Origin of the sequence: Streptomyces sp. KL109B, from assembly GCF_030766935.1 — a bacterium.
Lineage (GTDB): Bacteria > Actinomycetota > Actinomycetes > Streptomycetales > Streptomycetaceae > Streptomyces.
Map to the genome: position 1 here is coordinate 524,396 of NZ_JASERL010000002.1, position 20,011 is coordinate 544,406.

The following is a 20,011-nucleotide window of genomic DNA, read 5'->3' on the forward strand; positions in this document are numbered from 1 at the left end:
TGCCGGACGTAGGACATAAAGTCGAGGCTTACACTTCTTACGTCCTATATCGGTGCGGCCGAGAGGTCAACACACGGGGAGGCGCGAGGGAGTTGGAGAGTCCGAGGACGCGGCGGCACGGTGACGGTTCGCCGAGCGCGCGCACCCTCGCGCTGACCGTGCTCGGCGAGTACGTGCGGTACGCGGGCGACGAGCGGGTGGCGGCGGGGGCCGTCGTGGGGGCGCTCGGCGCGTGCGGGATCGGGGACGCGGCGGCGCGGCGCGCGCTCGGGCGGCTCGGGCAGGAGGGGTGGCTGCGCTCGGAGCCGGTCGGGCGGCGTACGCGGCTCGTGCTCGAACCCCGGCTCGTACGGCTGCTCACCGCGTGGACGCACCGCCTGGAGCGGGCCGTGGACACGACGCCGTGGAGCGGCGAGTGGCAGCAGCTTGTGCTGCGGCCGCCGGGCGGGGTGTGGCGCGAACGGGCGCTACTGGAGCAGCAGTTGGCGTTCGAGGGGTTCGGCGCGCTGAGCCCCGGGCTGTGGTGTGCGGCCGACCCCGGCGGCGTACCCGCCCTGAAGGGGTTGTTCCGGGAGCAGGGGCTCGCGTCGCACGCGCTGTGGCTGACGTGCCGGGCCGAGGACGATGCCGAACTCGTCTCCCGGACGTGGGAGTTGGATGACGTACGGCGCGCGCATGAGGAGTTTCTGGCGCGGTTCGGCGGGCGGGGCGTCAGGGAGGCGCGGGATCCGGAGGGCGCCTTTGTCGCGCGGACGCGGCTCGTGCACGCCTGGCGGGGCACCTTCGAGCGGGATCCGCGGCTGCCCGACGCGCTGCTGCCACGCGACTGGCCGGGCCGCGAGGCGACCCGGCTGTTCGTCGACGCGTGGCGGGCGCTGCGGGCGCCCGCCGACACGTACTGGCGTCAACTCACTGTGGGGATGAAGCCCTTGGCCTCCTCGGACTCGGACGGCTGACGCACGACCGACATGCCGCCGACGGCCGACTTGTCGGGCCGCAGGATCGTCGAGGCGTGCGAGGACGGGGCCTTGGGGTCGGAGAAGTCCTGGGTCACGCCGAAGCCGTTCTCGAAGTCGCTGAGGGAGAGCAGCGCCTTGTCGACGCCCTCGCGCGTCAGGTCCTTGTCCTCCTTGCACGCCTTCTTCATGGCCTCGCCGAACACGGACGCGGCGGTCCAACCGGCGACGACGCCGTTGTCGAGGGCGTCCTTCGGGTACGCCTTCTTGTAGTCGGCGACGAGCTTCTTCGCGTCCGGGGAGTCGGCGCCGATGGGCAGCGAGGGCGAGGCGATCCAGTAGTTCTTGAGGAGGGCCGGGGCCGCCTGGGTGCCGAGCAGCTGGGGCGAGTACGCCGAGTTGTTGCCGATGATCGGGGCGTTCAGCTTGGCCGCGGCGGCGACGCCGACGAGGGAGGCCGCCTGACGCGGGCCCGCGCTGATGACGACGCCCTTGACGCCGGCCTTCTTCAGGGCGGAGACCTGCGCGGTCATGTCGTTGTCGGTCGGCTTGATCTTCTGCTCGACGATGGTCAACCCGGCTTCCTTCGCCATGTACTTGGAGCCCTGGAGGGCGTTCTCGCCGTAGTCGCCCTCGAAGTAGACGTGGCCGAGCTTGTCGCCCTTCTTGAGGCCCTTCTCCTTCATCAGGAAGTCGATCGCGTTGATCGTCTCGATGTCGTACGTGGAGCCGATGACGCGCACGTACTTGCTGCCGAGCAGATGCGCCGACCACGCCTGCGGAAGGACGAGCGCCTTGTCCTGGCCCTCGATGCGCTGCTTGACGGCGGCCACGAACGGCGAGCCGAGGAACTGCGGGAAGCCGAGCACCTCCGGCGCGAGTTCCGTGTAGGCGGCGACGGCCTTCTGCGGGTCGTAGCCGTGGTCGCGGACGGTCAGCTTGGCCTTGTAGCCGCAGGCGCCGCCCGCGTCGTTGAACTGCTTGACGTACAGCTGCTGGGACTGCGTGATGCTCTTGCCGAGCGTCGCGTACACGCCGGTCATGTCGGTGAGGGCGCCGAGGGTGATCGTCTTGCCGGTGACACCCTTGTCGGTCTTGATGCCGCCGGCGCTCTGCTTGTCGCCGTCACCGTCGTCCTTGGCCTTGGAGCTGCACGCGGCGGTGAGCGCGAGCAGGGTCGCCATGGCGGTCACCGTGAGCGCCCGGGTGCGGCGGCGGGTTATTGGGTTCATCGGGAGTCCTCCTGAGGGTTTTGCCGGGCGCGCGGGGCGGTCAGCCGCACCAGTCCGCCGGGGAGAAAGAGCACGACCGCCACGACCGCGGCGCCGTACAGATAGCGGGACGCCTCGCCGGGAGCGACGCCGCCGGTGCCGGGGGCGGAGACGAGGGGCAGGGCGTCGCTGTACCGGGTGAGCAGTTGCGGCAGCAGCGAGACGAAGGCCGCGCCGACGACGGCGCCCGACACGGAGCCGAGGCCGCCGATGACGATCATGGCGAGGTATTCGAGGGAGAGCGTGATGCCGAAGTAGTCGGGCACGGTGCGCTGGAAGACGAGCGCGAGCAGCACACCGGCGAGGCCCGCGTACATCGACGACAGGACGAAGACGAAGCCCCGGTAGCGGGCGACCGGCACGCCGAGGACCCCGGCCGCGATCCGGTGGTCGCGGATGGCGTTCAGGGCGCGCCCCGGCCGCCCGCGCAGCACGCCGCGCGCGAAGAGCCCGCAGCCGAGCGCGAGCAGCAGCCCCAGGTACCAGAGCTTCTCCGCCGCCCCGAACGGCACGCCCGCGATGGTGAGTTCGCTCTCGTCGAAGGTGAGGCCGAACAGGCTCATGGCGGGTACGTCGCGGCCGTTGGCGCCGCCGGTGAGGTCCTCGGCGTTGAACAGCACATGCTGCCCGATGAAGATCAACGCGATGGTGGCGATGCCGAGGTACGCGCCCTTGAGGCGGCCCGCGATGGGGCTGAACAGGCCGCCCGCGACACCCGCGAGCAGCACCGCGAGCACGGCGGCGAGCCAGGAGGGCAACCCGAGCCCGTTGAGCGTCTGCCCCCGCTCTCCCGCGAACACGCAGTACCCGTAGGCGCCGATGGCGAGGAAGAAGGCGTGGCCCATGGAGAGTTGGCCGGTGGCTCCGGTGAGGAGGTTGAGGCCGATGGCGCCGATGGCGGCGGCCATCGCGAAGAGGCCCGCCTGCAGCCAGAAGCGGTCCAGGTAGAAGGGGAGGGCGAGGAGGAGGGCGGCGCAGGCCGCGACGAGGTACGTACGGCGCCGGGTGAGGAGCCCTCGCCGACGCGAACTGCTGCTCTCTGTACGGGTCTTGGTGGCGTCGGCCTTGGACGCGAGGACGTCAGACACGGGCGAGCTCCTTCGTCCCGAAGAGGCCGGAGGGCCGCAGCAGCAGGATCAGGGTCATCACGAGATACGGCGCGAGGTCACCGAGTCCCCGTCCCATGAAGGCGAGTTCGCTCTGGTACCCGGCGGCGAGGGACTCGGTGACGCCGACGACGAGGCCGCCGACGAGCGCGCCGGTCGTGGAGTCGAGGCCGCCGAGGATGGCGGCGGGGAACGCCTTCAACGCGGCGAGCGACGTGGCCCGTTCGAGCCCAGGCGTCGGGAACACGCACAGGAACAGCGCGGCGACGGCGGCGAGCCCGCCCGCCACGGCCCACGCCCCGAGCGACACACGCCCAAGCCGTACGCCCATCAGCGCGGCGGTCTCCCCGCTCTCGGCGGCGGCGCGCATCGCGACGCCCCACGAGGTGTACCGGAACGTGAGCAGGAACGTGCCGATGAGCAGCGCGGCGGCGACGAACGCGGCGATCCGGGTGTGCGCGATCGACACACCCCCGATGGTGAGGACGGCGTCGCCCCACGGGTCGCCCATGGCGAGCACGTCCGTGCCGAGGCGGCGGGTGAGTTCGGTGGTGAGGAGGATGTCGACGCCGATGGTGACGATGGCGAGCACGCTGTGGTCGCGCCCCCGGTAGCGCCGCATCACGAAGAACTCGACGGCCGCGCCGACCACGGCCGCCGCCGCGATGCCGACGCCGAGCGCGGGCCAGAAGCCGATGTCGTCGTGGAGCGACGCGGTGACGTAGCCCCCGGCGAGCAGCAGCGACGCGTGGGCGAAGTTGACGACCTCGGTGGCCCGGAAGATGACGACGAAGCCGAGGGCGATGAGGGCGTACACGGAGCCCAACGAGACGCCGTTGAGGAGGAGTTCGAGGAAGGTGGTCATGACTATACGGAGGCCTCTCCGGCGTGTTCCTGGGGTTCGTCGGGGGCGCCCAAGTACGCCTGGATCACCGCCGGGTCGTTCTGTACGCGGTCCGGGGCGCCGCCCGCGATGCGGCGGCCGAAGTCGAGGACCGTGACCTCGTCCGCGAGCCGCATGACGACACCCATGTCGTGTTCGACGAGGACGATGGAGATGCCGAGGCTGTCGCGGACACCCGCGATGACGGCGGCGGTGCGGCGGCGCTCGTCGGCGGTCATCCCGGCGACGGGCTCGTCGAGGAGCAGGACGTCCGGCTCCATGCACAGGGCGCGGGCCAGCTCGGCGAGCTTCTGCGCGCCGTACGGCAACGATCCTGTGGGCGTGCCCAGTTGCTCGGCGATCCCAACGAACTCGGCGATCTCACGCACCCGTTCGCGGTGGGCGCGCTCCTCGCGTATCGCCGACGGCAGTCGCAGGCCCGCCGCGACGAAGCCCGCGCGGGTCAGCCGGTGCCGGCCGAGGAGGAGGCTGTCGGCGACGGTGGCGCGCGGTGGCAGGGCGAGGTTCTGGAAGGTGCGGGCGACGCCGAGTTCGGCGATGCGGTGCGGGGGCAGGCCGGTGAGTTCACGCTCGCCGAGGTGGACGGTGCCGGAAGTGGCCCGGTAGACGCCGGAGAGGACGTTGAAGGTGGTGGACTTGCCCGCGCCGTTGGGGCCGATGACGGCGTGCACGGTGCCGGGTTCGACGGTGAGGCCGATGCCGTCGAGGGCGGTGAGCCCGGCGAAGCGGACCGTCAAGTCCCGTACGTACAGCGGTGGTACGCCTTCGTTCCTGTGCGGTACGCCTTCGTTCCTGTGCGGTACGTCTTCGTTCCTGTGCGGTACGCCGGTCATCGCGCGCCTCCCCAACGGCTCAGCGTCGGCGCGTGCGCCGCCCCGCCGGAGGCGTCCGCCGCGGCCGTCTCGTCGACGACGCCCAGGTAGCGGCGGCGCACCTCGTCGGAGCCCGCGAGTTCGTCGGCGGGCCCGTGCAGGGTGATCTCGCCGACCTCCAGGACGTACGCGTACGAGGCGAGCCGCAGCGCGAGCGCCGCGTTCTGCTCGACGAGGAGCACGGAGACCGAGCGGTCGCCCCGCTCGTTGATCTCGCGGATGGTGTCGGCGATGCGGGCCGCCATCAACGGGGCGAGCCCGAGGGACGGTTCGTCGAGGAGGAGGAGCTTCGGCTCGGCCATCAGGGCGCGCCCCACGGCGAGCATCTGCTGCTCGCCGCCGGACAGCAGCCCGGCCCGCTGCTGCGCCCGGTCGGCGAGCACGGGGAACAGCTCGTGCACGCGCCGCAGCGCCGCGCCCTTCTGGGCGCGCGAACCGTGCGAGCCGAGGGCCCCGGCCCGCAGATTGTCCGCGACGGTCATCCGCGCGAACACCCGTCGCCCCTCCGGGACTTGGCACACCCCGGCGGCCACCACCCGGTCGGCGGAGAGCCCGTCGATCCGCCGCCCGCCGAAGCGCACCGTGCCGGACGTCACCGCCCCGCCGTGGAAGCCGAGGGTGCGCGACACGGCGCGCAGCAGCGTCGACTTGCCGGCGCCGTTGCCGCCGAGCACGGCGACGACGGAGCGCGGCGGCACCTCCAGGGTCACGCCGCGCAGCGCGCGTACGGGCCCGTACCCGACGGACACCTCATCGACGACGAGCCCGTCCCCGCCCGCGTCGTTCACTGGTTCTGTTCCTGCGATTGCTTTGCTCACTGCGTACGTCCCTCCCCTGGCCCGGTGGCCCTGGACCGGTGGCGCTCACCACAGCACCGCGCGGACGGCCCGTCCACGGGCGGCCCGCGAATCGCTGCGCGGGACCAGCGCCCGCCCGCCCCCGTTGTGCCCGCGCACAAGACCGCGTGTCAGGGGCCTGCCGGGAAGGCGTGGCGGGTGGCATCCTCCGCACAGCGGGTGAGTTCTTTGCCGTTGCTTTACGGCTGGCCCCGCCGCCGCTTGGGGACTCGTACGGCTCGTTCGGGAGGGGCGATGGGCGCACGCAAGCAGCGCACGGGGCAGGACTGGAAACTCCTGAAGGAGGCGTGCGCCGCGCTGTTGGAGCGGGTACCGGAACTCGTCGACGAGCACCTGCGGCGACTCTTCGCGCACTCGGACGTCTACGCGCGCGTGCTGCCGTACGACGCTCAGTGGCGGGACGCGGAGGAAGCGATACGGATCGGCATCGAGACGATCTCGGCGCCGCCCGAATCGCCGCGCAGGGACCTGGAGTACGCGGAGGACGCGGGCCGGCGCCAGGCGGCCCAGGGCCTGCCGCTGGAACTCCTCGTGCACGCCTACCGCAACGCGGGCTATCTCGTCTGGGACGCCCTGATGGAGCGCGCGGGCGGCGAACCGGCCCGCCTGAAGGCGCTGATGCGTTCGGCGACGATGGTGTGGGCTGCGGTGGACGCGCAGGCCGAGGCGGCCTCCGAGGCGTACCGGGCAACGGAGTTGGAGCTGCGGCGCCGCACCGACGAGCAGACCCAGGCACTGCTCGACGCGCTCCTCGACGGCCGCCCGACACCGGGCCTGGCCGCCCGCGCGGCGGCGGGCCTCGACCTCCCCGAGCACGGCCCGTACGCGGTGGTCGTCCTCCGCGTGGAACGGCGGGACGGCCGCGAGGCGTTCCACCGGCGTGTGCAGGATCCGACGTTCCGGTTCGTGTGGCGGATGCGGGCGGACTGCGAGGTGGGAGTCGCGGCGCTGGGCCCCGACCGCACGCTGGACGACCTCACGACGTTGCTGAACGGCCGCTGTCCGGGCCCGGGTGGCGTGAGCCCCATCGTCACGGGCCTCGCCGAACTGGGCCACGCCCGCCGCCTCGCCGAACTCGCCCTGCGCACCTGTCCTCCGGACACGACGGGCGTGGTCCGCCTCGACGAGCGCATGCCGACGGCCCTCGTCGTCAGCCAGCCCGACCTGGCGCGGCGCCTGGTGTCGGGCGTCTTCGGCGAACTCCTCGACCTCGAACCGGCCGACCGCGCGGTCCTGTTGGAGACCCTGGACGCGTGGCTCGCGTGCGAGGGCTCGGCGGGCCGTGCGGCGGGCCGCCTGTACTGCCACCGCAACACGGTGTTCAACCGGTTGAGACGGCTTGAGCAGTTGACGTCGCGGTCGTTGTCGCGGCCGCGGGATCTGATGGAGATGACGTTGGCGTTGGACGCGTATCGGTTGTCAGCGGGGTGAATCGGGGTGCGGGGTGGGCCTGGGGCGGCGGAAGAGGGCGGCGAGAAGGAAGGGGAGGCCGTAGGTGGCGGCGCCCTTCCCGTGGTCGGCCATGAGCCGAATCTCGACCTCCTCCAACTCGGCGAAGAGATGGCGGAGTTCGTCGGGCGCGAAGGCCAGCCCGCCGCCGAGGTCGCCGCTTCGGTACAGCTCATCGTCGGACACCTCCGACCCCATCGCACCGGCCGCGAAACAGGTGAGCCCGAAGCACCCACCGGGCGCGAGCACGCGGTCGAGGAGGGCGAGATAGCCGACGCGGCGGTGCGGTGGGAGGTGATGCAGGCAGCCCGAGTCGTACACCAGGTCGTAGGTGGCGTGCGGGAGTTGCACACCGAAGATGCTCCCCTCATGGAACCGGACGGCCACGCCCGCGGCTGCGGCCCGCTCCCTCCCCCACGCCACGGCCGTTCCCGACAGGTCGACCGCGTCGACGTCGAAGCCGCGGGCGGCGAGGTGGACGGCGTTGCGGCCGGGCCCGCAGCCGAGGTCGAGCGCGCGGCCCCTCGGGCGGATCAGACCGGTGTCGAGGTGGGCGGCCAGATTCTCGTCGGCCGCGTCGACGAAGAACGGCACGTCACGCCCCCGGTCGGCGTAGAACCGGTCCCACCAGTCGGCTCCGCCGGTACAGGAGAAGACACGGTCGAGCATCTCCATGACGTCGTCCGTGGTGCGCATGTACCGCTTCAACGCGTCGCCTCCGCCGTCGAGTTGGCCTGTGGGCAGGCTAGCGCCGCATCCGGCGAGGTTCCCGCTGGGCGGTCTGCCGCCATTGGTCGGTCTGCTGCCGTTGGCCAGCCTGCCACCATGGTTCCATGGACGAGGAAGTCATCCCCATTCTTCGCGTCGAGGACGCCGCGGCAGCAGTCGCTTGGTACGAGCGGCTGGGCTTCGCCAAGCAGTGGGAACACCGTTTCGAGCCGGGACTTCCCGCGTTCGTCGAGGTCGTCCGGGGCGCGGTGCGATTGTTCTTGTCGGAGCACACGGGCGATGCCCGCCCCGACACCTTGGTCTACCTCCGCGTCCGTGATGTCGAGGCCATCGCCTCCGAGTTCGGTGTGCGGGCGGAGGACGCTCCGTGGGCGCGTGAGATTGAGCTGCGCGACCCTGACGGCAACCGGCTGCGGATCGGCACGCCGACGGATTGACCATCGCGGGCGGCGCGCGGTGCAGGTGGCGGTGCCGGGCGGGTTCGCACGCAGGGACAGGCCGCACAAGGGGGCGAGGCTGGGGCGGGTCGGCGTTGACGGGTGCGCGCGGAGACGGTTCCCGCGCGGTACCGCGCTGAGCACGGTTTCCCCGCCGTCGTGACGCGGCGCGGCGGTCACGACGGGCGCCGCCCCAGCCCGCCCACGCGGGGCCGAAGCCCCCGGAGGGGGCGGGTGGGTGGGAGATGAGCGAGGGGCGGCGCAGCCGGAGGCGTCGGCCTCGGCGCCGGGGCACAAGGCCGGCGCGGACGGGGGCGTCGGCCCCCGGGCCGGGGCACAGGGCCGAAGGGGCCCAGCCACGTGCGGGGCCGGGCACGGCGCCGCGCAACGGGGCCCCGAAACCGCCGGAGGCGCACGCTCAGCGCAGGAAGTCCGACCCGATGCGTGCCGCGACGTCCTCCAGGATGGGCCCCGCCTCGGCGATGCAGCGGGACACGTCCGGCTCCACGTCCGTGAGGGCGTACGCGCGGCGGATACCGGCGCGGCCCAGGGACTCCGCCGGCAGCGCGAGCCGCCCGCACACGGCGACGACCTCGATGCCCGCCGCCCGCGCCGCCGCCGCGACGCCCGCCGGTGCCTTGCCGTGCAGCGTCTGCTCGTCCAGCGAACCCTCACCCGTGATCACGAGCTCGGCCCGCTCAAGCGCCGGCGCGAAGCCGAGGACGTCGAGCATGACCTCGATGCCGGGCCGGAAGCTCGCACCCAGGCCGACCAGCGCCCCGTACCCGATCCCACCCGCCGCACCGGCCCCCGGCGACTCCGCGTACTCCAGCGCCTTCGGCCCCACCGCCTGCGACAGCACCTTCGCGAAGTGGCCGAGCGCTGCGTCCAGTTCGGCGACGTCCTCCGGGGACGCGCCCTTCTGCGGACCGTAGATCGCGGGCGCGCCCTTCGGCCCGGTCAGCGGATTGTCGACGTCGCTGGCGAGCACGAACTCGATGTCGGCGAGGCGTGGATCGAGCCCGGAGAGGTCGGCCGAGGCAAGACCCGCGAGCGCGCCCCCACCGGGCCCGACGGGCGCGCCCTCCGCGTCGAGCAGCCGCGCGCCCAACGCGGCCAGCATGCCCGCGCCACCGTCCGTCGTGGCGCTGCCACCGACGCCGAACACGATCGTGCGCGCCCCGGCGTCCAGCGCCGCCGTGATCACCTCACCGGATCCGTACGTCGTCGACGTGAGCGGCGCGAACTCGCCCTCGGGCAGCAGCTGGAGGCCGGACGCCTCCGCCATCTCCACGACCGCCGTGCCGTCCCGCAGCGCGTACGCCGCCGTCACCGGCTCCCCGATCGGCCCCGTCACCCGGACCTCACGGCGCTCGAACCCGGCCGCGACCGCCGCCGCCACCGTGCCGTCCCCGCCGTCCGCGACCGGCACGGACTCCACCGTGACCTCCGGCGCGATCCGGTGCAGGCCCGCCGTCACACGCTGTGCGACCTGCACCGCGGTGAGCGAGCCCTTGAACTTGTCCGCCGCGATCAACACGTGCCGCGCGGCCTGTGCAGCGTCCGCCACCTTGCTCTCCCCTTGCTGTTCACGCCTTGATCGCGTCTCGATCGCGTCGATCGTCGATGCCGATCGCGTCGATCGCTGATCACCTCAAGGCAGTCGCGCCGCTGCGACCTTAACCGCAGGAGGGGGCCGCTGCCCATGGCCGTCCGGCCTGCGGACCGGCCACCGCCGCCGAAATATCCGCACAACGATGTGCAAACCAGGGCGACCGCCGATACACCGTTGATCTTCAAAAGCGGGTACACCGGTGTCATGACGCCATCGAGCCCCGGGCTCAGCGACCTCCCCGAACGCAACCTCCCCGAACGCGACCTCTCCGACCGCGTACTCGGCGGCTGGCTCGGCCGCGTCGCGGGCAACATGCTCGGCAAACCGGTCGAACAGGGCGAGGTGTGGACGCGCGAGCGCATCGACCGCTATCTGCGGCAGGCCGAGGCGCTGCCCCTGACCGACTACCTCCCCGAACCCCCTTCGCAGGACATCGCCCTCGCCCTGCGCCCCGAGTGGCGCCACTGCGTACGCGGCCGCATCCACGGCAGTTGCCGCGACGACGACGTGGACTACACGGTGCTCGGCCTGCACCTCCTGGAGACGCACGGCTTCGCGTTCACCACGGAGCAGGTCGGCGAGCTGTGGCTGCTCCGCCTCCCGTACCTCCAGACGTACACCGCGGAGCGCGCCGCGTACCGGAATCTCGCGAACGGCCTGAAGCCGCCGCTCACGGCGACGTACGACAACCCCCACCAGGAGTGGATCGGCGCCCTGATCCGCGCGGACATCTTCGCCCTGACCAACCCCGGCGCCCCGCGTCGCGCCGCCGCCCTGGCCCGCCGCGACGCCGTCCTCTCGCACACCGGCAACGGCGTCTACGGCGCGATGTGGGCCGCCGCCCTGATCTCCGCCGCCTTCACCGCGCCGACCCCGCGCGCCGCCCTCGACGCCGCGCTCGCCGTGATCCCCGCGAGCAGCCGCCTCGCCCGCGTCGTACGCCGCACCGCGTCCCTCCACGACTCGCGCCTCACCTGGGAGGAGACCCTCGCGACGGTCACCGCGGAGACGGCCGGCCTGGGCTGGATCCACACCGTCCCGAACGCCGCCGTACTCACCGCCGGCCTGCTCTACGGCGACGGGGACTTCACCCGCACCGTCGCCCTCACCGTCCGCGGCGGCCTCGACACCGACTCCAACGGCGCGACGGCCGGTTGCTTCGCGGGCGTCCTGTGCGGCGCCGCGGCCATCCCGCCGCAGTGGACCGACCCCCTGGAGGACCGGATCCGCAGCGCCGTCTTCGGCTTCGACGGTGTACGCCTCAGTGAACTGGCCGAGCGGACGGCGGCGTTGGCGCAACTCTGAGCCGCCCCGCGCCGCCGTCCGGGCCCCCGCACATCTACGCGCGTTGACATCTCCTGTGGCGACGCGGCATGTTTCCGTGGACAGTTTTTCTGTAAACGAGAGCAAAGGGGCTCGAACCGGTGGCCAGGAAGATCATCCTCGACTGCGACCCGGGTCATGACGACGCGGTCGCGATGTTGCTCGCGCACGGCAATCCCGACATCGAGCTGGTCGCCGTGACCACCGTCGTCGGCAACCAGACCCTTGAGAAGGTGACCCGCAACGCCCTCTCCGTGGCGGCGATCGCCGGGATCACCGGGGTGCCGTTCGCGGCGGGCTGCCCGCGGCCACTGATCCGTACGATCGAGACCGCGCCCGAGATCCACGGCGACACGGGCCTCGACGGCCCCGACCTCCCCGCCCCCGCCTTCGCGCTCGACGAGCGGCACGCGGTGGACCTGATCATCGACACGGTCATGGCGCACGAGCCCGGCGAGATCACCATCGTGCCGACCGCCGGTCTCACGAACATCGCGCTCGCCGCGCGCAAGGAGCCGCGCATCGTCGAGCGGGTGCGCGAGGTCGTCCTGATGGGCGGCGGCTACCACGAGGGCAACTGGAGCCCGGTCGCCGAGTTCAACATCGTGATCGACCCCGAGGCCGCGCACATCGTCTTCAACGAGGAGTGGCCGGTGACGATGGTCGGCCTCGACCTCACCCACCAGGCGCTCGCCACCCCCGAGGTCGAGAAGAAGATCGCCGCCGTCGGCACGAAGCCGGCCCGCTTCGTCCTCGAACTGCTCGACTTCTTCCGCGAGGCCTACCGCGAGAACCAGGGCTTCGAGCACCCGCCGGTGCACGACCCGTGCGCCGTCGCGTACGTCATCGACCCGAGTGTCATGACCGTCCGCAAGGCCCCCGTCGACATCGAGCTGCGCGGCTCGCTGACCCTCGGCATGACGGTCACCGACCTGCGCGCGCCCGCTCCCGACGACTGCCACACCCAGGTCGCCGTCGACCTCGACCACGAGCGGTTCTGGAACCTCGTCGTCGACGCCCTGGCCCGCATCGGCGAGCCCGGCGACGGGAACGGCGGCGAGAACGGGGCGCCCTCCGCATGAACGTCGCCGCCTCCTCCCCCCACTCCGCGCCCGGCGGCCCCGACGCACGCCGCCCGGTCCGGATCGGCGCGCTCATGGTCGCGCTGCTCGCGGCCAGCTTCGCCTTCCAGCTCAACGCCTCGATGCTCAGCCCCGCGCTCGCCACGATGGCCGACGAACTGGACACGACCGCGTCCGCGATCGGCGTCACGCAGACCGCGTTCTTCACGGCCGCGGCCCTCTTCTCGCTGTTCCTGCCGCGCCTCGGCGACCTGATCGGCCGCCGCAAGGTGCTGACCGGGATGATGGTCCTGATGGCCGTCGGGTGCGTGATCTCCGCGCTCGCGACCTCCGTCGGGATGCTCGCCGTCGGCCGCGTCATCCAGGGCGCGTCGGGCCCCACCATCCCCCTCGCGCTCATCATGCTGCGCGTCGAGGTCCCCGACCCCAAGCGGTACGGCACCCTCATGGGCGTCGTCACCGCCGTCAACGGCGGCATCGCGGGCGTCGACTCCTTCGCGGGCGGCTCGCTCGCCGAGCACTACGGCTACGCCTCGATCTTCTGGGTCATGACCGCCTTCGCGGTCCTCTCGGCCGTGCTCGTACGGCTCTTCGCCCCGGAGTCCCGCGCGGACGAGCGGCCCGCCATGGACTGGCCGGGCGTGCTGCTCCTGGTGATCTCCGTCGGCGCGCTGCTCATCGCCTTCAACGAGGCGGGCAAGCTGGCCGCCGCGAACTGGCCGCTGGCGATCGGCCTGCTGATCGTGGCCGCCGTCGCGTTCTGGGCGTTCTGGCGGATGGAGAACCGCTCCTCGCACCCGCTGGTCACCACACACCTCCTGAAGCGCCGCGCGACGTGGTCGCTTCTCCTCTCCACGATGCTCACCATGACCGGCGTCTTCGCCATCATGAATGGCCTGCTGCCCGGCTTCGCCCAGGACACCTCGGTAGGCCTCGGCCTCGGCGCCGAGGGCGCCACCTGGTGGACGCTCACCCCGTACGCGCTCGCGGGCCTCGCCATGGGCCCGATCTCGGGCCGCCTCGCGGCGACGTACGGCTACGGTCGCATCCTGCGCACGGGCCTGATCGCCACGGCGGTCTCCACGATCCTCGCGCTGCTGACCCTCCAGACGGACTCCTCGGGCCTGCTGCTCGCGGTCTCGATCCTCCTCGGCGTCACCTACGCGGGCATGGCCAACATCATGCTGAACGGCCTCGGCATCGTGCTCTCCCCGCGCGAGAACCCCGGCTTCCTGCCGGGCCTCAACGCGGGCTGCTTCAACCTCGGCGCGGGCCTCAGCTTCGTGGTCCTGTACGCGGCGATGGACGCGGTCGCCCCCGCCGACGGCACCTCGGTGGGCGGCTACAGCGCGGGGGTCGTGGCGGGCCTCGTCCTCATCGTGGCGGCCCTGTTCACTTCGCTGCTGATCCCGAAGCCGGTGCACGCGGAGGAGACGGACTGACCGAAGGTCAGGTGCTGTCCTACGCTCGGTGTCATGACCTTGGTTGCGATCCTCACCGGCGCCGGTATCAGCACGGACTCCGGGATCCCGGACTACCGCGGCCCGGACGGCGTCTGGACCAAGGACCCCGACGCCGAGAAGCTCGTCACGTACGAGTACTACATGAACGACCCGGAGATCCGGCGCCGCGCCTGGCAGGTGCGGCGCCGGGCGGTCACGCTCACCGCCGAACCGAACCCCGCGCACCGCGCCATCGCGGACCTCTCCGAACACTCCGGCGTCGCCACCCGCGTCATCACGCAGAACGTCGACGGCCTGCACCAGCTCGCGGGCACGCCGCCCGGCAAGGTCCTCGAACTGCACGGATCAGCCCGACAGTTCATGTGCACACAGTGCGACACCCGCGGCCCCATGGCGGAGGCGCTCGCCCGCCTGGACGCCGGTGAGGACGATCCGCTGTGCCTGCTGTGCGGCGGCATCCTGAAGTCGACGACGATCATGTTCGGCGAACAGCTCGACCCCCTCGTCCTCGGCAAGGCCGTCGAGATCACCAAGGCCTGCGAGCTCTTCTTCGCCATCGGCTCCTCCCTCCAGGTCCACCCGGCCGCCGGCCTCGCGTCCCTCGCCGCCGACCACGGCGCCCGTCTGACCATCGTCAACGCCGAACCGACCCCGTACGACGACATCGCCGACGAGGTCGTACGGGAGCCGATCGGGACGGCGGTGCCGAGGCTGTTGGCGGAGGTGGCTCCCTAGCCGGGGTGCCCCTAGAACAGCGCCGTGCCGCGCTCGAAGTCCAGGAGGCGGCGTTTGCGGTCGAGGCCGCCGCCGTAGCCGGTCAGGTCGCCGTTGGCGCCGATGACGCGGTGGCAGGGGACGATGACGCCGATGGGGTTCTTGCCGTTGGCGAGGCCGACGGCGCGGGAGGCGTTCGGGTTGCCGAGGGTTTCGGCGAGTTCTCCGTAGGTGCGCGTCTCGCCGTACGGGATCCGTTGGAGCTGCGCCCAGACGCGGCGTTGGAACTCGGTGCCGTGCAGGTGCAGGGGGAGGTCGAAGTTCGTCAACTCGCCCTGGAAGTAGGCGTTCAGCTGGTCGATGGCCGGGCCGAAGGGGCGGTCGTCGCGGGGGCCGAAGGTGTCCTCTGGTGGGCGGTGGCGCTGGTCGGTCATGTAGAGGCCGGAGAGGGTGCCGTCGGTGGAGACCAGGGTCAGGGGGCCGTAGGGGCTGTCGATCACTGTGTGGCGGGTGTGGCGGGAGTGGTGCGTGTCGTGCGTGTCGTGCGTGTCGTGCGGCATGGCTGGTGTTCCTTACGTAGGAAGGAAGTTGATCGGGTGGCTGTCGGTCGCCCACAGGTACTGGGTCGCGTACGCGCGCCAGGGGCGCCAGGCCGCCGCCCGTGCGGTGAGGGCCGCCGGAGTGTGGGGCAGGCCCAACTCCTGTGCGGCGCGGCGCATTCCGAGGTCGGTGGGGAGGAAGGCGTCCGGGTCGCCGAGGGCGCGCATGGCGATGGCCTCGATGGTCCAGGGGCCGAAGCCGGGCAGTTCGGCGAGCCGGGCGCGGGCCTCGTCCCAGTCGGACTCCGGGCCCAACGTCAGTTCTCCGTCGGCCAGTTGGCGTACGAGAGTGGTGAGGGTGGTGCGGCGGCTGCGGGGCAGCGCGAGGGATTCCGGGTCGAGAGAGGCGAGGGCCGTCGGGGACGGGAAGAGGTGGGTGAGGCCGCCCTCGGGGTCCTCGACCGGTTCGCCGTGGGCGAGGACGAGGCGGGCGGCGTGGGTGCGGGCGGCGGCCGTCGACACCTGCTGGCCGAGCACCGCGCGCACCGCGAACTCGGCCTCGTCGACGGTGCGCGGGACACGGCGTCCTGGGGCCTTGTCGACGAGCGGGGCGAGGAGGGGGTCGGTGCGGAGCTGGTCGTCCACCGCCACCGGGTCCGCGTCCAGGTCGAGCATGTGGCGGCAGCGGCTGATCGCGACGGTCAGGTCGCGGTGGTCGGAGAGGATCAGGCGGCAGCCGATGTACTCGGCGCCGGGTGTGAGGCTCACGATGCCGTGGCCGTACGGGAGGCGGAGGGTGCGCCGGTACGCGCCGTCGCGCCACTCCTCCACGCCGGGCACGGCGGTCGCGGCGAGGTGGCCGAAGAGGTTGTCGGGGTTGAGGGGTGTGCGGAACGGGAGGCGGAGCGTGAGGACTCCGGCAGTGCCCGTACGGCCTTGGGGCGCGCGGGTGCGCAGGTCCGTCGGCGACAGTGCGTAGACCTCGCGGACCGTCTCGTTGAAGGTGCGGACCGAGGCGAAGCCGGACGCGAACGCGACGTCCACGAGCGGGAGTTCGGTGGTCTCGATGAGGAGGCGGGCCGTCTGGGCGCGCTGTGCGCGGGCCAGGGCGAGGGGTCCCGCGCCGAGTTCCGCGAGGAGTTGCCGTTCGATCTGGCGGGCGCTGTAGCCGAGGCGGCGGGCGAGGCCCGGCACGCCTTCGCGGTCCACGACGCCGTCGCCGATGAGGCGCATCGCGCGGGCCGTGAGGTCGGCGCGCTGGTTCCACTCCGGGGAGCCGGGGCTCGCGTCGGGGCGGCACCGCTTGCACGCGCGGAATCCGGCCTGCTGGCAGGCGGCGGCGCTGGGGTAGAAGCGCATGTTGCGGGGCTTGGGCGGCACGACCGGGCAGCCGGGGCGGCAGTAGATCCTGGTGGTCACCACGGCGGTGTAGAAGACTCCGTCGAAACGGGTGTCCTTGGCCTGTACGGCGCGTACGCAGCGGTCTCGGTCGGTGTGCATGCGTTAAGCGTCCCGCATGGTGAGGGGCTTGGCTGGCGGAAATTCGACATGTACGTCGGCGCCGTCGTCGCGGACTCGGGGCGCTGCCCCGGACCCGGCTGCTCAATCGCCGCAGAGGCTTGATTTCGCCCGCTCGAACGCGGTCTTCGCGTGGTCGTCGAAGACCACGAAGCGGACCTCCTCCACGGAGGTCGCCGTGTCGCGGACCGTTTCCACCGCGATGCGGGCCCCGTCCTCCAAGGGCCACCCGTAGATTCCCGTGGAGATCGCCGGGAAGGCGACCACGCGCGCGTGGAGCTCGTCCGCCACCCGGAGGGACTCGCGGTAGCAGGAGGCGAGGAGGGCCGAGCGGTCCTCGGTCGTGGACCAGCGGGGGCCCACCGTGTGGATGACGTAACGGGCCGGGAGGCGGCCCGCCGTCGTCGCGACCGCCTGGCCGGTGGGCAGGCCCTTGCCGTAGTGCCCGGCCCGCAGTGCGCGGCAGGCGGCCAGGATCTCGGGGCCGCCGCGGCGGTGGATCGCGCCGTCCACTCCCCCGCCGCCCAGGAGCGAGGAGTTCGCCGCGTTCACCACGGCGTCCACCTCCTGCTCGGTGATGTCGCCCTGGACGACGACCGTGCGCACGCTCATGACGTCTACGCCTCCGTTCGCAGTCTGCGCCACACCGCTTTCGCGGCGTTGTGCCCGGACATGCCGTGGACGCCGGGGCCCGGCGGGGACGCCGATGAGCAGATGTACACGGCGGGGTGCGGGGTGGTGTACGGGGAGAGGGAGAGCTTGGGGCGCAGGAGGAGTTGGAGGCCGCTCGCGGCTCCCGAGGCGATGTCTCCGCCTACGTAGTTGGCGTTGCGGGCCGCCATCTGCGGCGGGCCCGCCGTCGCGCGCGCGAGGACCCGGTCCCTGAACCCCGGGGCGAAGCGCTCCAGTTGGCGTTCGATGGCGTCGGTGAGGTCGCCGTCCCAGCCGTTCGGGACGTGGCCGTACGCCCAGAAGGTGTGCTTGCCCTCGGGGGCGCGCGTGGGGTCGGCGACGGTCGGCTGCACGGTGATGAGGAACGGGGCGTCGGGGCCGCGGCCCTCGTGCGAGACGGCGTTGAGCGCCTTGCCGATGTCCTTGCGGTACGGGCCGACCTGCACCGTGCCCGCCGTCCTCGCCTCCTTCGCGGTCCACGGCACCGGCCCGTCCAGCGCGTAGTCGACCTTGAAGACGCCGGCCCCGTACCGGAACCGGTCGTAATAGCGGCCGAGGCCGGCGATCCTGGCGACGGCCTTGGGCGACGTGTCGAAGATGTAGGCGCGGGCGGGCGGCAGGTCGTCGAGCCGCTTCACCTCGTAGTCGGTGTGCACGGCGCCGCCGAGGTCCTTCAGGTACGCCGTGAGCGCGTCGCAGATCGCCTGGGAGCCGCCGCGCGCCACGGGCCACCCGCGCGCGTGCGCGGCCAGCGCGAAGACCAGGCCGATCGCCGACGTCGCGAAACCGCCGAGCGGCGCGATGACGTGGGCGACGAGGCCCGCGAACAGGGCGGGCGCCTTCTCGTCGCGGAAGCGGCGCATCAGCCACGTCGACGGCGGCAGGCCGACGAGGCCGAAGCGGGCGAGCGTCACCGGGTCGCGCGGCAGCGCGGTGAGCGGCAGCGACATGAAGTCCCGTACGAGGGTGTCCCAGTGCGGGAGCAGTGGCTCGACCAGGCGGCGGTACGTTCCCGCGTCGCGCGGGCCGAACGACGCGGCGGTCTCGGCGACGGAGCGGGACAGGATCGCCGCCGAGCCGTCGGGGAACGGGTGCGCCATCGGCAGCTCGTGCTGCACCCAGTCGAGGCCGTAGCGGTGCAGCGGGAGGTCCCTGAACGCCGGGGAGTTGATGCCGAGGGGGTGGGCCGCCGAGCACGGGTCGTGGCGGAAGCCGGGGAGGGTGAGCTCCTCGGTGCGGGCGCCGCCGCCCACGGTGTCCTTGGCCTCGAACACGGCGACGTTGAAGCCGCGCCTGGCCAGTTCAACGGCCGCGGTCAGGCCGTTCGGCCCCGCACCCACGACGACGGCATCGAGCATCGACGGCACCTTCGGACTCCTTCGTCAGCCGATGGCCACTGCGAGCCCAGGATATGCCGGGCCACCGACAACACCGGTTCCCGGGTGCGGGCCCCCGTCATCCCACGCCACGGGGCTCTGCCCCGGACCCCGCGCCTCAATCGCCGGCGGGGCTTGAATGGCCGAACCGGCGTTGCGGACTCGGGGCTCCGCCCCGGACCCCGCTGCTCAAGCGCCGCAGAGGCGGCGCTACGAGGCCGCCAGCAATCCCGCCACCCGCCGCGCGGTGGACACGTCCCGCGCCGCCGTGAACGGCAACGCGTTGCCGCCGCGGATCGAGAACGGGACACCCTCGCGCGTGAGGTGCGCGCCGCCCGCCTCTTCGACCAGGAGAACCCCGGCCGCGTGGTCCCAGGCCAGCTCCCAGCTGAAGGCGATCGCGTCGACGGCGCCGCGCGCGATGCCCAGATATTCAAGCCCCGCCGAACCGCACGGCCGCGGCGCCACACCATCCGTACGCAGCCCCAGCAGGGCCCGCTTCTGCTCGTCGGTCGTGAAGTCGGGGTGGGAGGTGGCGACCCGCAGGTCGGTGCCGGGCGCCGGGGGTCCGGCGTGCAGCACCTCGCCGTTGAGGCGGGCGCCGCGGCCGCGGACCGCCACGGCCATCTCGTCGAGCGCGGGCGCGTACGTCCAGGAGGCGAGCACGACGCCGTCGAGCGCGAGGGCGACGAGGGTGCAGAAGCCGGGGTCGCCGTGGACGAACTGGCGGGTGCCGTCGACCGGGTCGACGATCCAGACCGGAGCCGTGCCGGCTATCGCCTCGTACGTGGTGGGGTCGGCCGCGACGGCTTCCTCGCCGACCACGACGGAGCCGGGAAGGAGGGCGGGCAGCTCGCGCGTGAGGTACTCCTCGGCGCGCTTGTCGGCGACCGTCACGAGGTCGTGCGGCGCGCTCTTCTCCTCGATCTCGTGGGCGTCGAGCTGCCGGAAGCGGGGGCTGATCTCGGCCGCCGCGGCGGCGCGGACGACGCGCTCCACGTCGCGGACGAGGTCGCTGGTCACCTTGCTGGTCAGAAAGTCTTCGATGCTTTCCGTCTTCGTTTCGATCATGCCTCTATGAGAACACGGCCCACTGACAACGCCCGCACGGCAGGTGAACGGCAGGTG

19 protein-coding genes are annotated in these 20,011 nt (G+C 72.4%); 7 read left to right on the plus strand and 12 right to left on the minus strand.

From position 1 onward, the window contains the following. The first annotated feature begins 92 nt into the window (after window positions 1-92). Window positions 93-956, plus strand: coding sequence for a PaaX family transcriptional regulator C-terminal domain-containing protein (locus tag RBJ65_RS08140; RefSeq protein ID WP_306316325.1), 864 nt, complete (start codon window positions 93-95; stop codon window positions 954-956). Here the strand turns inward: RBJ65_RS08140 and RBJ65_RS08145 are convergent. Genes RBJ65_RS08145 through RBJ65_RS08165 form a run of 5 tightly spaced genes read right to left on the minus strand, consistent with a single transcriptional unit; the run spans window position 905 to window position 5,897 of the window. After that, window positions 905-2,188 carry an ABC transporter substrate-binding protein gene (locus RBJ65_RS08145; RefSeq protein WP_306316324.1) on the minus strand — a complete coding sequence of 428 codons (1,284 nt, stop codon included), beginning with the start codon at window positions 2,186-2,188 and terminating at the stop codon, window positions 905-907. The two genes, RBJ65_RS08140 and RBJ65_RS08145, sit on opposite strands and share 52 nt — an antisense overlap. Then, the gene (locus RBJ65_RS08150; protein WP_306316323.1) at window positions 2,185-3,315 is read right to left on the minus strand and encodes a branched-chain amino acid ABC transporter permease; all 1,131 of its coding nucleotides are present in this window, start codon (window positions 3,313-3,315) and stop codon (window positions 2,185-2,187) included. Before RBJ65_RS08150 ends, RBJ65_RS08145 begins: the two co-directional genes overlap by 4 nt. After that, entirely contained in the window at window positions 3,308-4,198 is an 891-nt protein-coding gene (locus RBJ65_RS08155; protein WP_306316322.1) for a branched-chain amino acid ABC transporter permease, read from the minus strand. The genes RBJ65_RS08150 and RBJ65_RS08155 overlap by 8 nt, the downstream gene beginning before the upstream one ends. A gap of 2 nt (window positions 4,199-4,200) precedes the next feature. Then, window positions 4,201-5,070, minus strand: coding sequence for an ABC transporter ATP-binding protein (locus tag RBJ65_RS08160; RefSeq protein ID WP_306316321.1), 870 nt, complete (start codon window positions 5,068-5,070; stop codon window positions 4,201-4,203). Continuing rightward, complete coding sequence (locus RBJ65_RS08165) at window positions 5,067-5,897, minus strand: ABC transporter ATP-binding protein (RefSeq protein WP_306316319.1); 831 nt, start codon at window positions 5,895-5,897, stop codon at window positions 5,067-5,069. Before RBJ65_RS08165 ends, RBJ65_RS08160 begins: the two co-directional genes overlap by 4 nt. A gap of 303 nt (window positions 5,898-6,200) precedes the next feature. Between RBJ65_RS08165 and RBJ65_RS08170 the strand changes: the two genes are divergently transcribed. Then, window positions 6,201-7,397, plus strand: a complete 1,197-nt coding sequence (locus RBJ65_RS08170; protein ID WP_306316318.1) for a CdaR family transcriptional regulator — start codon at window positions 6,201-6,203, stop codon at window positions 7,395-7,397. On the opposite strand, the gene RBJ65_RS08175 is transcribed toward RBJ65_RS08170, so the two are convergent. After that, entirely contained in the window at window positions 7,386-8,123 is a 738-nt protein-coding gene (locus RBJ65_RS08175; RefSeq protein WP_306316317.1) for a class I SAM-dependent methyltransferase, read from the minus strand. The two genes, RBJ65_RS08170 and RBJ65_RS08175, sit on opposite strands and share 12 nt — an antisense overlap. Window positions 8,124-8,248: 125 nt before the next feature. On the opposite strand from RBJ65_RS08175, the gene RBJ65_RS08180 reads away from it, so the two are divergent. Then, window positions 8,249-8,581 carry a glyoxalase superfamily protein gene (locus RBJ65_RS08180; protein ID WP_306316316.1) on the plus strand — a complete coding sequence of 111 codons (333 nt, stop codon included), beginning with the start codon at window positions 8,249-8,251 and terminating at the stop codon, window positions 8,579-8,581. Window positions 8,582-8,999: 418 nt separating this feature from the next. Here the strand turns inward: RBJ65_RS08180 and RBJ65_RS08185 are convergent, their stop codons facing one another. Then, window positions 9,000-10,151 carry a glycerate kinase gene (locus RBJ65_RS08185; RefSeq protein ID WP_306316315.1) on the minus strand — a complete coding sequence of 384 codons (1,152 nt, stop codon included), beginning with the start codon at window positions 10,149-10,151 and terminating at the stop codon, window positions 9,000-9,002. Between the two features lie 249 nt (window positions 10,152-10,400). On the opposite strand from RBJ65_RS08185, the gene RBJ65_RS08190 reads away from it, so the two are divergent. From RBJ65_RS08190 to RBJ65_RS08205, 4 genes are all read left to right on the plus strand, one after another. Beyond that, window positions 10,401-11,501: an ADP-ribosylglycohydrolase family protein gene (locus RBJ65_RS08190; RefSeq protein ID WP_306316314.1), complete on the plus strand. Its 1,101-nt coding sequence runs from the start codon at window positions 10,401-10,403 to the stop codon at window positions 11,499-11,501. Between the two features lie 119 nt (window positions 11,502-11,620). Beyond that, the gene (locus tag RBJ65_RS08195) at window positions 11,621-12,601 is read left to right on the plus strand and encodes a nucleoside hydrolase (RefSeq protein WP_306316313.1); all 981 of its coding nucleotides are present in this window, start codon (window positions 11,621-11,623) and stop codon (window positions 12,599-12,601) included. Further along, window positions 12,598-14,043 (plus strand): MFS transporter, encoded by a 1,446-nt coding sequence (locus RBJ65_RS08200; RefSeq protein ID WP_306316312.1) that lies wholly within the window; start codon window positions 12,598-12,600, stop codon window positions 14,041-14,043. The genes RBJ65_RS08195 and RBJ65_RS08200 overlap by 4 nt, the downstream gene beginning before the upstream one ends. A 33-nt stretch (window positions 14,044-14,076) precedes the next feature. After that, window positions 14,077-14,799, plus strand: coding sequence for a Sir2 family NAD-dependent protein deacetylase (locus RBJ65_RS08205; RefSeq protein ID WP_306316311.1), 723 nt, complete (start codon window positions 14,077-14,079; stop codon window positions 14,797-14,799). An 11-nt stretch (window positions 14,800-14,810) separates the two neighbouring features. Here RBJ65_RS08205 and RBJ65_RS08210 read toward each other — a convergent pair whose 3' ends face one another. From RBJ65_RS08210 to RBJ65_RS08230, 5 genes are all read right to left on the minus strand, one after another. After that, entirely contained in the window at window positions 14,811-15,338 is a 528-nt protein-coding gene (locus tag RBJ65_RS08210) for a methylated-DNA--[protein]-cysteine S-methyltransferase (RefSeq protein WP_306316310.1), read from the minus strand. A gap of 12 nt (window positions 15,339-15,350) precedes the next feature. Then, the gene (locus RBJ65_RS08215) at window positions 15,351-16,817 is read right to left on the minus strand and encodes an AlkA N-terminal domain-containing protein (RefSeq protein ID WP_306316309.1); all 1,467 of its coding nucleotides are present in this window, start codon (window positions 16,815-16,817) and stop codon (window positions 15,351-15,353) included. 102 nt (window positions 16,818-16,919) lie between these two features. Next, window positions 16,920-17,447: an O-acetyl-ADP-ribose deacetylase gene (locus RBJ65_RS08220; RefSeq protein ID WP_306316308.1), complete on the minus strand. Its 528-nt coding sequence runs from the start codon at window positions 17,445-17,447 to the stop codon at window positions 16,920-16,922. A 5-nt stretch (window positions 17,448-17,452) separates the two neighbouring features. Beyond that, entirely contained in the window at window positions 17,453-18,865 is a 1,413-nt protein-coding gene (locus RBJ65_RS08225) for an NAD(P)/FAD-dependent oxidoreductase (protein ID WP_306316702.1), read from the minus strand. Window positions 18,866-19,093: 228 nt separating this feature from the next. Beyond that, window positions 19,094-19,954, minus strand: a complete 861-nt coding sequence (locus RBJ65_RS08230; protein WP_306316307.1) for an inositol monophosphatase family protein — start codon at window positions 19,952-19,954, stop codon at window positions 19,094-19,096. Window positions 19,955-20,011: the final 57 nt, after the last annotated feature.